10 protein-coding genes are annotated in these 12177 nt (G+C 68.4%); 9 read left to right on the forward strand and 1 reads right to left on the reverse strand.

Annotated elements, in window-relative coordinates; all coding sequences use genetic code 11:
* The first annotated feature begins 103 nt into the window (after window positions 1–103).
* The 9 genes from carA (at window position 104) to metK (ending at window position 10773) form a co-directional block, all read left to right on the forward strand.
* Complete coding sequence (gene carA / locus ACOAMO_RS11875) at window positions 104–1276, forward strand: glutamine-hydrolyzing carbamoyl-phosphate synthase small subunit (protein ID WP_420174981.1); 1173 nt, start codon at window positions 104–106, stop codon at window positions 1274–1276.
* Window positions 1276–4644, forward strand: a complete 3369-nt coding sequence (gene carB / locus ACOAMO_RS11880; protein WP_420174982.1) for a carbamoyl-phosphate synthase large subunit — start codon at window positions 1276–1278, stop codon at window positions 4642–4644. Before carA ends, carB begins: the two co-directional genes overlap by 1 nt.
* The gene (locus ACOAMO_RS11885) at window positions 4641–5750 is read left to right on the forward strand and encodes a quinone-dependent dihydroorotate dehydrogenase (protein ID WP_420174983.1); all 1110 of its coding nucleotides are present in this window, start codon (window positions 4641–4643) and stop codon (window positions 5748–5750) included. The genes carB and ACOAMO_RS11885 overlap by 4 nt, the downstream gene beginning before the upstream one ends.
* A gap of 132 nt (window positions 5751–5882) precedes the next feature.
* Entirely contained in the window at window positions 5883–6686 is an 804-nt protein-coding gene (pyrF, locus tag ACOAMO_RS11890; protein WP_420174984.1) for an orotidine-5'-phosphate decarboxylase, read from the forward strand.
* Between the two features lie 187 nt (window positions 6687–6873).
* On the forward strand, window positions 6874–7185 hold the full coding sequence (gene mihF / locus ACOAMO_RS11895) for an integration host factor, actinobacterial type (protein ID WP_420174985.1): 312 nt from the start codon (window positions 6874–6876) through the stop codon (window positions 7183–7185).
* A 44-nt stretch (window positions 7186–7229) separates the two neighbouring features.
* Window positions 7230–7805 carry a guanylate kinase gene (gene gmk, locus ACOAMO_RS11900; RefSeq protein ID WP_420174986.1) on the forward strand — a complete coding sequence of 192 codons (576 nt, stop codon included), beginning with the start codon at window positions 7230–7232 and terminating at the stop codon, window positions 7803–7805.
* Window positions 7806–7869: 64 nt separating this feature from the next.
* A complete protein-coding gene (gene rpoZ / locus ACOAMO_RS11905) occupies window positions 7870–8214 on the forward strand; it encodes a DNA-directed RNA polymerase subunit omega (RefSeq protein WP_420174987.1) in 345 nt (114 codons plus the stop codon).
* A gap of 13 nt (window positions 8215–8227) precedes the next feature.
* Window positions 8228–9481, forward strand: a complete 1254-nt coding sequence (gene coaBC, locus ACOAMO_RS11910) for a bifunctional phosphopantothenoylcysteine decarboxylase/phosphopantothenate--cysteine ligase CoaBC (RefSeq protein WP_420174988.1) — start codon at window positions 8228–8230, stop codon at window positions 9479–9481.
* 101 nt (window positions 9482–9582) lie between these two features.
* The gene (gene metK, locus ACOAMO_RS11915) at window positions 9583–10773 is read left to right on the forward strand and encodes a methionine adenosyltransferase (protein ID WP_420174989.1); all 1191 of its coding nucleotides are present in this window, start codon (window positions 9583–9585) and stop codon (window positions 10771–10773) included.
* A 98-nt stretch (window positions 10774–10871) separates the two neighbouring features.
* On the opposite strand, the gene ACOAMO_RS11920 is transcribed toward metK, so the two are convergent.
* Window positions 10872–12119 carry a threonine/serine ThrE exporter family protein gene (locus ACOAMO_RS11920; protein WP_420174990.1) on the reverse strand — a complete coding sequence of 416 codons (1248 nt, stop codon included), beginning with the start codon at window positions 12117–12119 and terminating at the stop codon, window positions 10872–10874.
* Window positions 12120–12177: the final 58 nt, after the last annotated feature.

Genomic DNA, 12177 nt, shown 5'->3' on the forward strand with positions numbered 1-12177 from the left:
AAAAATCTGGAATCTGGGCAGTTGCGGTCCGACGGTGCTGATAGGGTTCCCGACGATCACTCACCCGCAAGGCCTTGCCCGGCTCGGGCAGGGGAGGATGGCCATGACCTCGTCCCAGTTCGTCTCGCAATCGTCGGTTCCCGCGATTCTGGTTCTGGAGGATGGCCGCCATTTCCGCGGCACCTCCTACGGAGCCCAGGGAACCACCTTTGGTGAAGCGGTCTTCACCACCGGAATGTCCGGCTACCAGGAGACCCTCACCGATCCGAGCTTCCACCGCCAGGTGATCGTCGCCACGGCGCCGCACATCGGCAACACCGGGTGGAACGACGAGGACGGCGAGTCGAAGCAGATCTGGGCCGCCGGCTATGTGGTGCGCGATCCAGCGCGTGTGGCCTCCAACTGGCGCAGCCGCCGCAGTCTGGACGAGGAGCTGCAGGCCCAGGGCATCGTCGGCATCAGCCACCTCGACACTCGTGCCCTGACCCGCCACCTGCGAGAGTGCGGCGTGATGCGGGTAGCCATCAGCACCGAGGTGCTCGACCCGGAGAAGCTGCGCGAGCAGGTGCTACAGCAGCCCGCCATGGCCGGGGCCAGCCTGGTCGACGACGTGACCACCCCCGAGGCCCATGTCGTGCCGGCCGAGGGCGAGAAGAAGTACACCGCGGTGGTTCTCGACCTGGGCATCAAGGCCAGCACCCCGGTGCGTTTGGCCGCCCGCGGGATCGAGCAGCACGTGCTCCCCGCCACCGCGAGCTTCGAGGAGATCGATCGCATCAAGCCCGACGGGGTCTTCTTCTCCAACGGCCCGGGTGACCCGTCGACGGCTGACGGTCCCGTGGAGGTGCTGCGGCAGGTGCTGCAGGCCGGTTACCCCTACTTCGGCATCTGCTTCGGCAACCAGCTCTTCGGCCGTGCCCTGGGCTTCGAGACCTACAAGCTGAAGTACGGTCACCGCGGCGCCAACCAGCCCGTGATGGACCGCACCACCGGCAAGGTGGAGATCACCGCGCAGAACCACGGCTTCGCCGTCGACGCGCCCCTCGACCGGGCCACCGAGACCGACTTCGGCACCGCCACCGTGAGCCACGTGTGCCTCAACGACGACGTGGTGGAAGGTCTCGAACTGCGCCGCGACGGCCGGTTGGTGGGCTTCAGCGTCCAGTACCACCCCGAGGCCGCGGCCGGTCCCCATGACTCGGCCTACCTCTTCGACCGCTTCGTCGAGATGCTCGACGCCTCCAAGAACCAGCAGAACCCGGAAGGCACCCACTGATGCCCAAGCGCACTGACATCTCCTCGATCCTGGTCATCGGCTCCGGCCCGATCGTGATCGGCCAGGCAGCCGAGTTCGACTACTCGGGCACCCAGGCCTGCCGCGTGCTGCGCGACGAGGGCTACCGGGTGATCCTGGTCAACTCCAACCCGGCCACGATCATGACCGATCCGGAGTTCGCCGACGCCACCTATGTGGAACCGATCACCCCGGAATTCGTCGAGAAGGTCATCGTCAAGGAACGCCCCGACGCGATCCTGCCCACCCTGGGGGGACAGACCGCACTCAACGCCGCCGTCGCCCTGCACGAGAACGGGGTGCTGGCCAAGTACGGCGTCGAGATGATCGGCGCGAACTTCGACGCGATCCAGCGCGGCGAGGACCGGCAGAAGTTCAACGACATCGTGACCTCGCTGGACGTTCCCGGGGGTACCGCCGAGGTGGCCCGCTCCGAGATCTGCCACAGCATCGAGGAAGTCGTGGCCGCCGCCGACGAGCTCGGCTACCCCGTGGTGGTCCGCCCCAGCTTCACCATGGGCGGCGCTGGGTCGGGCTTTGCCCACGACGAGGCCGAGCTGCGACGCATCGCCGGCACCGGCCTGGACCTGAGCCCCGTCACCGAGGTGCTGATCGAGGAGTCGATCCTGGGGTGGAAGGAATACGAGCTGGAGGTGATGCGCGACAAGGCCGACAACGTCGTCATCATCTGCTCGATCGAGAACCTCGACCCGATGGGCGTGCACACCGGTGACTCGATCACCGTGGCCCCGGCGATGACGTTGACCGACCGCGAGTACCAGTTCATGCGCGACGTCGGCATCGAGATCATCCGCCGCGTCGGGGTGGACACCGGCGGCTGCAACATCCAGTTCGCCATCAATCCCGACAACGGACGCATGGTCGTCATCGAGATGAACCCGCGTGTCTCGCGCTCGTCGGCGCTGGCCTCGAAGGCCACCGGCTTCCCGATCGCCAAGATCGCCGCGAAGGTGGCCATCGGGTATACGTTGGACGAGATCACCAATGACATCACCCAGGAGACACCCGCCAGCTTCGAGCCGGCGCTGGACTACGTCGTGGTGAAGGTCCCTCGTTTCGCCTTCGAGAAGTTCCCGCAGGCCGACGACACCCTCACCACCCACATGAAGAGCGTCGGCGAGGCGATGAGCCTGGGGCGCAACTTCACAGAGGCGCTGGGCAAGGCGCTTCGTTCCCTCGAGGACCCCAAGGCCCCCTTCGTGCTCACCATGCCCGAGCGCAGCAAGGAGGAACTGCTCGAGCTCGTCAAGCGTCCCCACGACGGACGCCTCGGTGAGGTCTTCCAGGCGCTGATGGCCGGGGCGACGCCCGAGGAGGTCTTCGAGGCCACCCGCATCGATCCCTGGTTCATCGACCAGCTGGTGATCCTGGTGGAGGTAGCCCGTGAGGTGGCCGAGGCCAAGGAGCTGACCCCCGAGCTGCTGCGCAAGGCCAAGCGTCACGGCTTCTCCGACGCCCAGATCGCGGCGGCCAGCAACATGAGCACCGACGTGGTGCGAGGGGTGCGCTGGGCGCTGGGCATCCGCCCGGTCTACAAGACCGTCGACACCTGCGCCGCCGAGTTCGCCGCCAAGACCCCCTACCACTACTCCTCCTACGACGAGGAGACCGAGGTGGCGCCCCGCACCAAGCCCGCGGTGCTGATCCTGGGATCGGGCCCCAACCGCATCGGCCAGGGCATCGAGTTCGACTACTCGTGTGTGCATGCCGCCATGGCGCTGACCGAGGCCGGCTACGAGTCGATCATGGTCAACTGCAATCCCGAGACCGTCTCCACCGACTACGACACCTCCGACCGGCTCTACTTCGAGCCGCTGACGCTGGAGGACGTGCTGGAGATCTACCACGCCGAGTGCCAGGCCGGTCCGGTGGTGGGCGTGATCGTGCAGCTGGGTGGCCAGACGCCGCTCAAGCTCGCCCAGCAGCTCAAGGACGCCGGGGTGCCGATCGTGGGCACCAGCCCCGAGGCGATCCACCTGGCGGAGGAGCGCGGCGCCTTCGAGGCGGTGCTGGCCGACGCGGGACTGCGAGCCCCGGCCCACGGCATGGCCGTCAGCTTCGAGCAGGCCCGCACGGTGGCCCAGAACATCGGCTACCCGGTGCTGGTGCGCCCCAGCTATGTGCTGGGTGGGCGCGGTATGGAGATCGTCTACGACGAGGCCAGCCTGCAGCGCTACATCGCCAGTTCGACGCTCATCAGCCCCACCACACCGGTGCTGGTGGACCGCTTTCTGCAGGACGCCATCGAGATCGACATCGACGCCCTCTACGACGGAACCGAGCTGTACCTGGGCGGCGTGATGGAGCACATCGAGGAGGCCGGCGTCCACTCGGGCGACTCCGCCTGCTCCCTGCCTCCCATCACGCTCGGCCAGGAGATCATCGACGAGATCCGTCGCTCCACCGAGGCCATTGCCAGGGGCGTCGGGGTGCGGGGCCTGATCAACATCCAGTTCGCCCTGGCCGGCGGTGACACCCTCTACGTGCTGGAGGCCAACCCGCGCGCCAGCCGCACCGTCCCCTTCGTGAGCAAGGCGACCGCGACGCCGCTGGCCAAGGCCGCCACGCTGATCATGATGGGCTCCAGCATCGCCGAGCTGCGCGAACAGGGCGTGCTGCGTGCCGAGGTGGACGGTGACTACACCTGGTCCGGTGCGCCGGTGGCGGTGAAGGAGGCCGTGCTGCCCTTCAACCGTTTCCGCACCGAGACGGGTCAGAACGTCGACACCATCCTGGGCCCGGAGATGCGCTCCACGGGCGAGGTGATGGGCCTGAGCAATACCTTCGGCGTCGCCTTCGCCAAGGGCCAGATCGCGGCCGGTCAGTTCCTGCCCACCTCGGGCACCTTCTTCGTCGCGATGGCCAACCGTGACAAGCGCCACGCCATCTTCCCGGTCAAGCGGCTGGCAGACCTGGGATTCACCATCCTCGCCACCCAGGGCACGGCGGCCGTGTTGGCTCGCCAGGGCGTGGAGTCGACGATCGTGCGCAAGCACTCCGAAGGCAAGGGACCCAATGGCGAGCCGACCATCGTCGACCTAATCCGCGACGGCAAGGTGGACGTGGTCTTCAACACACCCGGCCAGGCCGGCGGCAGTGAACGCGCCGACGGCTACGAGATCCGCAGCTCCGCCGTGCGGCTCAATGCCCCCTGCATCACCACCGGCCAGGGGCTGGCGGCGGCGGTGCAGGGCGTCGAGGCGCTGTGTGCCCAGGAGGCTCGTCGGGCCGGGGCCGAGGCGGGCGATGCCGTCGAGGACGCCATTGGCGTGAAGTCGCTGCAGGAGTGGGCGGCCGACGTCGAGAACGCGATCGTGAAGCAGTCATGAGCGCTGCGGAACAGGCCCGGACCAAGGGCCAGGAGCTGGTGAATCGCGGACTGTTGGCGGGCTACCAGCAGGTGCTGCGGCCCGGCCTGTTCCGGCTTCGTGGCGGCGATGCCGAGGCCATCCACGAGGACATGATTCGTGCGCTGGGCGCGGCGGGGCGCCTCCCGGCACCGGCCCAGCGGCTGGCTGGGGCGGCCCTGGGCCGACGCGGCGGCGCCACCGTGGCCGGCATCCAGTTCCCCGGCCGGGTGGGTGTGGCAGCGGGCCTCGACAAGAACGGCATCGCGGCGCGTGCCTGGGCCGGGCTCGGTTTTGGTTTCGCCGAGCTGGGCACGGTCACCGCGCAGGCCCAGCCGGGCAATCCGAAGCCACGACTGTTCCGTGCCAAGCAGTCCGAGGCCATCATCAACCGGATGGGCTTCAACAACGAGGGTGCACAGGCCTTGGCCTCGCGGCTCGAGGAATGGGGCGTCCAGCGGGGCAACCGCGCCTTGGGGATCCCGCTGGGCATCAGCCTGGGCAAGACCAAGGTGACACCCCTCGACGGGGCCGTCGAGGACTACCTCACCAGCCTGAGACTGCTGGCCGACAAGGCCGACTACGTCGCGGTGAACATCTCCAGCCCCAACACCCCCGGGCTGCGCAGCCTGCAGGACGGAGACGCCCTGCGCGAGCTGACCAAGGCCCTGGTCACCGAGGCCAGGGTGCTCAACGAGGTCAGCCCGGTGCCGATCTTCGTCAAGGTGGCGCCCGACCTCACCTGGGAGGCCCTCGACGAGGTCCTGGAGACCTGCGAGCAGGCGGGGGTCAGCGGCCTGATCGCCACCAACACCACCCTGGGCCGCGACGGCCTCAAGGGCAGCGACGTGCGGCTCGCCGCCGAGGCAGGTGGCCTGTCGGGTGCCCCGCTCACCGTGCGTTCGCGCGAGGTGGTGGCGCGTATCGTCGAACGCTCCGCGCTGCCGGTGATGGGAGTGGGCGGCATCATGACCCCCGCCGACGCCCAGGCGATGTTCGACGCCGGGGCCCGCTTGGTGCAGGTCTATTCCGGTTTCATCTACAACGGCCCCGCCCTGGTGCGTGGCATCAACTCCCTGCCACACTGACCACCCCTCGACAGGCTCGAGGAACGTGGTCGGGACAGGCCCGGGAATCGTAGGACGCCGATCACGACGGCCGAGCCTGGCCACCAGAACCGATCACGACGGCCGAGCTTGTCGAGGCCCGAAGGAGACACCATGGCCACCTATGCGGAACGACTCAAGGCCCTCACCGCCGAGCGCAGTGCGCTGTGCGTCGGCATCGACCCCCACCCGCAGATCCTGGCGTCGTGGGGGCTGGACGACGACGTGAAGGGGCTGGAGAGCTGCGCCCGCACCATGGTCGCGGCCCTGGGGGAGAAGGTGGCGGTCTTCAAGCCGCAATCGGCCTTCTACGAGGTCTACGGCTCGGCAGGCATCGCGGTGCTGGAGCGGGTGCTCGACGACATCCGGCAGGCCGGGGCGCTGAGCATCCTCGACGTGAAGCGCGGCGACATCGGATCCACGATGGCCGGCTATGCCCGCGCCTACCTGGCCTCGGACTCCTCCCTGCGCGCCGACGCGGTGACGCTGAGCCCCTACCTGGGCTTCGAGTCGCTGCGCCCCGCCATCGACCTGGCACACCAGGAGGGCAGGGGGATCTATCTCCTGGCCCGCACCAGCAATCCGGAAGGCGGGGACGTGCAGCTGGCACGAACCGGCTCGGGCAGCAGCGTGTCGCAGTTCATGGTGGATGCCGCCGCCGCGGAGAACGAGCGCTCCGGTCAATACGCCCTGGGCCTGGTGGTGGGGGGAACCCATGCCGATCCGGGGTGCGACGTGAGCCGCTTCAACGGATCCATCCTGGTTCCCGGCATCGGTGCGCAGGGTGGCACCGTCGAGGGATTGCGGGAGATCTTCGGAGAGGCCACGGCCAGGCTGCTGCCCTCGGCCAGCCGCCAGGTCATGCGGGGCGGCCCGAGCCACGACGGACTGTCCAAGGCACTGGCCTCGATCGTGTGATCCCAAGCGGGTCGTCCCCGGGTGGCCGCGGGGCCCGTGAAAGAGTGCTGCAAGTCACACCGTCTGTGGTGGGGAATTGCGGCCCCACCACGGTAGATTCGGCTGCGGCAAGCACTTTTCGACGGTAGCTTGGTAGTGACGAACCGGGCGGTGGGCATGCCCGAGCACAGAGGAATGGAGACCTGTCGTGGCGATTCCAACACTTTCACCGGAGCAACTTCAGGCGGCCCGCGAGGCTGCCACCCAGGCCCGTCGCGCACGGGCCGACCTCAAGGAGCGGGTGCGCAATGGTTCCCTGAGCCTGAACCAGGCGCTCGACATCGCCGCCGAGGACGACGTGCTGGCGCACGTCAAGGTGGTCGACCTGCTCAAGGCCCTGCCCCGGGTGGGTGACAAGCGGGCGACCGAGATCATGGAGCGACTCGAGATCGCCGCGAACCGCCGGGTGCGCGGTCTTGGCCGTCACCAGGTGGCGGGTCTGAAGGCCGAATTCGAGTAGTCATCGGGGGCCAGACCCCACCAGAGCAAGGAGATGCCGGCAGCGTGACCGAGCAGCAGCAACCAGCGGGCACGCCGCGGGTGAGTGTGATCAGTGGACCCACCGCAGTGGGCAAGGGCACCGTCGTGGCCCGACTGCAGGAACGGCACCCCGAGGTCTTCGTGTCGATCTCGGCCACCACCCGGCCGCCTCGGGTGGGGGAGATCGACGGGGTCCACTACCACTTCCTCAGCGAGCAGGACTTCGACCGGCTCGTCGCCCAGGACGGTCTGCTGGAATGGGCGGTGGTCCATGGCAAGCATCGCTACGGCACCTTGCGTGCCCCCGTCGACGAGGCGGTGGGGCAGGGGCGGGCCGTCGTGCTGGAGATCGACCTGCAGGGGGCACGCCAGGTGCGCAAGACCTACCCGCAGGCGCAGCACATCTTCATCGAGCCTCCCACCTGGGAGGAACTGGTGCGCCGACTGGCCGGGCGTGGCACCGAGACGCCCGAGCAGCAGGAGCGGCGTCTGGCCACGGCGCAGCAGGAATTGGCCTGCGTCGGAGAGTTCGACCACGTCGTGGTGAATCGTGAAATCGATCAAACGGTGGAGGATTTGGTAGGCTTGCTGGGCTTGTGACCTCTGGCCACACACCCGACGTTGCCAACACCGTCGGGCTTCCGGACAAGAACGAAGGTTCACCTTGACCACAAACATTCCCGAGGGCGTCACCAACCCTCCGATCGACGAGCTGCTCGACAAGGTCGACTCCAAGTACCGCCTGGTGCTGTTCGCCGCCAAGCGCGCCCGCCAGATCAATGCCTACTACTCCCAGCTGGGCGAAGGCCTGCTGGAGAATGTCGGCCCCCTGGTGGAGACCGGAGTGCAGGAGAAGCCGCTGTCCATCGCCATGCGCGAGATCCAGGCGGACGTGCTCGAGTGCAACGACATCGACCCGGAGGCAGAGGCTGCCGCGCGCGCCGCGGCCGCGGCCGATCCGGAGTTCACGATGGTCCCCGATCCCTTCGGCGACATCGACCCCGCCTGAGACCAGGCAGATCGTGGTTGACACCGATGCCACCGCGCGCCGAGTGATCCTCGGCGTCGCCGGTGGCATCGCCGCGTACAAGGCCTGTGAGGTCCTGCGACGACTGCGCGAGGCCGGCTGTGATGTCACGGTGGTGCCAACCGCCAATGCCCTCAAGTTCGTGGGCGAGACCACGTGGTCCGCGCTGAGCGGCAAGGCGGTGGACTCCGATGTGTGGAGCAACATCACCGAGGTGCCCCATGTGCGCCTCGGGCAGACCGCAGACCTGGTGATGGTGGTCCCGGCCACGGCCGACCTGCTGTCGCGTGCCGCCACTGGCCGTGCCGACGACCTGCTGACCAATGTGCTGCTGACCGCACACTGTCCGGTGGCGATGTTCCCGGCCATGCACACCGAGATGTGGCAGCACCCGGCGACGATGCAGAATGTTGCGACGCTGCGTGGCCGCGGCGTGGTGGTGAAGGATCCCGATTCGGGGCGGCTCACCGGAGCGGACTCCGGGCCCGGCCGTCTGCCGGAACCCGCCGAGATCGTCGAGGTGGCGCTGCAGCTGATGGATGGCGCAGCGGAGACCCTTGGAACCTGGAGCGAGCGCGACCTGGTGGGACGCCACGTGGTGGTCTCGGCTGGGGGAACCCATGAAGCCCTGGACCCGGTCCGCTTCCTGGGCAATTCCTCCAGTGGGCTGATGGGCGTGGCGATCGCGCGTGAGGCGGCGATGCGTGGCGCGTCGGTCACCCTGGTCGCCGCGAACATGCAGGCGGCGGTGCCGTCGGGGGTGGACCTGTGCACCGTCACCTCCACCGGAGACCTGCATCGCGAGATGCATCGGTTGGCACCCGAGGCCGACGTCGTGGTGATGGCCGCCGCTCCGGCGGACTTCACCCCCGCCGAGCCCAGCGGCAGCAAGATCAAGAAGGATGGCGACGGGGGGATGACCTTGCACCTGGTGCAGACGCCCGACGTCCTCAAGTCACTCACCGAGGCCCGCGCACAGGACGCGTCGCGCGCCGGGCAGGTGATCGTCGGCTTTGCCGCGGAGACCGCCCCGGACCGTGCCGAGCTGGTGCGCATCGGTGCCCAGAAACTCGCCCGCAAGGGCTGCGACCTGCTGGTGCTCAACGACGTCTCGGCCGGCAAGGTCTTTGGCCACAGCACCACCCACGTCACGGTGATCGACTCCGACGGTGAGCTGGGCGAGGTGGCAGGCAGCAAGTCGCAGGCCGCGGCGCTGATCGTCAGCCAGGCCGCCGCGCGGCTAGTCTGAAGGATGCCCCCACCACAGCGTGGGGTCCGTGGCTGGGCATGTGGCCCGGCATCACAACACGTCAGGGGCCGGGCTTGTCGCCCGGACAGATTGGAGTATCCATGAGCAGGCTCTTCACCTCGGAGTCCGTCACCGAAGGCCATCCGGACAAGGTGGCCGATGCCATCAGCGATGCGGTGCTGGACGCCATGTTGGAGAAGGACCGGGGTTCCCGCGTTGCGGTCGAGACCCTGGTCACCACAGGACTCGTCGTGGTTGCCGGAGAGGTGACCACCGAGGCCTATGCAGACATCTCGGGCCTGGCGCGCAAGACCGTGCTGGACATCGGCTACGACTCCTCGGACAAGGGCTTCGACGGCCGCTCCTGCGGAGTCAGCGTCGCCATTGGGTCGCAGTCACCCGACATCGCCCAGGGCGTCGACAAGGCCTTCGAGAACCGTACCGGCGTCTCCGGCGACGAGCTCGACCGGCAGGGGGCCGGCGACCAGGGCCTGATGTTCGGCTACGCATGCAGCGAGACGCCCTCCTTCATGCCATTGCCGATCGACCTGGCGCACCGGCTCTCGGAGCGCCTGAGCACCGTGCGCAAGGACGGCATCCTCGACTACCTGCGGCCCGACGGCAAGACGCAGGTGACCATCGAGTACGACGACAAGGGGCGTCCGGTGGGGGTGGACACCATCGTGGTGAGCACCCAGCACGCCGAGGGTGTCAGCATCGACAAGACCATCGAGCCCGACCTGGTCAAGCACGTCATCACCCCGGTGCTGGCCCGCTACGACCTGCGCACCGAAGGCATGAAGACCTTCGTGAACCCCACCGGGAAGTTCGTGATCGGTGGCCCGATGGGCGATGCGGGTGTGACCGGACGCAAGATCATCGTCGACACCTACGGCGGCATGGCCCGCCACGGTGGTGGCGCCTTCAGCGGCAAGGACCCGTCGAAGGTGGACCGTTCCGCCGCTTACGCGCTGCGCTGGGTGGCCAAGAACGTGGTGGCCGCCGAACTGGCGGAAAAGTGTGAGGTGCAGGTGGCCTACGCCATCGGCAAGGCCCACCCGGTGGGCTTCTACGTCGACACCTTCGGGACCGGCAAGGTTCCCGAGGAGAGCATCCGTGAGGCCGTGCTGGAGGTCTTCGACCTGCGCCCTGCCGCCATCGTGCGTGACCTGGGGCTGCTGGACGTCAAGTACTCCACCTTCACCGCCTATGGCCACTTCGGCCGGCAGCTGCCCGGCATGGCCTGGGAGAAGCTCGACCGCGTCGACGAGCTGAAGGCAGCGATTCGCTGACTGGACGCCACAGGGGCGCTGCACCACCACCGGTGGTGCAGCGCCCCTGACATTTCCCCCTCCGGATCGGAGCCCTGCGGCTGGGGCGGCGGGGTGCGTCAGTGACGTCGGCGGTGGAAGCGTCGGGCGATGCGTCGCAAGGGCAGCGCCAAGGCCGAGCCGACCAGCAGGCCCAGCGCGATCGCCGCGACGAAGGAGATGACTCCGTAGACGGCGTCGGCCTGGCCGGTGCCGAGACCCACCGTCGTCACGCCCATCAGGCCCAGCGTGCCGGGCACCAGCAGCCAGAAGCTGGGCAGGAAGGTGACCAGACGGGGCACATTGCTGCGGGTGGACTCGATGGCGGTGGACAGGAAGCTGGCCACCACGGCTCCGCAGAAGGCGCCAACCGGCATGGAGCCGCCGTAGGTCTGGCCACTCATCTGGGTGACGAAGGTGCACACCAGCACCAATGAGGTCCAGCCGAACAGGCGCCAGGGCACCGACTCCGAGAGGGTGATGCCCACCGCGATCAACGACAGGCCCAAGGGGAAGGTCCACCACCCGAGGTCTTGCAGGCGGGTATTGGTCAGCTCGCTGGTGGGAATCCCCAGCAGCAGGCTGGCGGACACCACGCCGAGGGCGAAGAGCAGCAACTGGACGATGCCGTGGAAGAAGCGGGCGGTGCCCGAGACGATGGCCCCGGTGGCGAGCTCGGCAATACCGGTGCTGAGCAGCGCACCGGGCAGCAGGACGGCGATGGGACAGATCAAGGTGCGCAGCGGCCCGTCGATGATCCCCGCGCGGTGCGCGGAGAGCATCACCAGCGAGACCACCAGTGCGGCGACGCTGGGAAGCAGGGCGGCCAGCAGCGCGTGGCGGCTCGAGGCGCGCATCAGGAAGCTGACCATCAAGGAGCACAGCCCAGCCAGCAGCACGTTGAGCGGGGAGGGCTGCATGATCAGGCAGATGCCCATCGACACCAGGACCAGGCCACCGTAGAAACCGGGGCGGCCATAGAGGTGGCGCAGCCCGCGGGCCGCGCCGAGCCCGGCCACTGCCTGGGCGATGTCGATCCGGCCGGCCAGCAGGTCTCGTCGCACCTCACCCACGTGCAGCGACTGGTCCAGCCGCATGCCGCCCTCCACGCGCTCCACCGTGGCCGGCTCTCCCGAGTCCAGGGCCAGCGTGATCGCGGTGGGGGTGGCGGAGACCTGGACATTGCGGTGGCCCAGATGGCTCCCGAGCCGACGCACCTCGTTCTCGGCGTCGGTGACCGTGGCACCTCCTGCCACCAGGCCGGCGCCGACGTAGGTCAACAGGCGTCTGGCGGTGACGTCGTCAGGCGGATCGAGGGGAGCGTTCACCCCGACACAGTAGCGACAGGCGGGCTGGAGCTGTCAGTGCCAGCGCCTACCATCGGTG

Source organism: Luteococcus struthionis, from assembly GCF_048595755.1.
Classification (GTDB): domain Bacteria; phylum Actinomycetota; class Actinomycetes; order Propionibacteriales; family Propionibacteriaceae; genus Luteococcus.

Excerpts from the sequence above, each read along its gene's own strand:
- ACOAMO_RS11885 (WP_420174983.1), top strand. The coding sequence starts at position 4,641 with ATGAGCGCTGCGGAACAGGCCCGGACCAAGGGCCAGGAGCTGGTGAAT.
- pyrF (WP_420174984.1), top strand. The coding sequence starts at position 5,883 with ATGGCCACCTATGCGGAACGACTCAAGGCCCTCACCGCCGAGCGCAGT.
- carA (WP_420174981.1), top strand. The coding sequence starts at position 104 with ATGACCTCGTCCCAGTTCGTCTCGCAATCGTCGGTTCCCGCGATTCTG.
- carB (WP_420174982.1), top strand. The coding sequence starts at position 1,276 with ATGCCCAAGCGCACTGACATCTCCTCGATCCTGGTCATCGGCTCCGGC.
- metK (WP_420174989.1), top strand. The coding sequence starts at position 9,583 with ATGAGCAGGCTCTTCACCTCGGAGTCCGTCACCGAAGGCCATCCGGAC.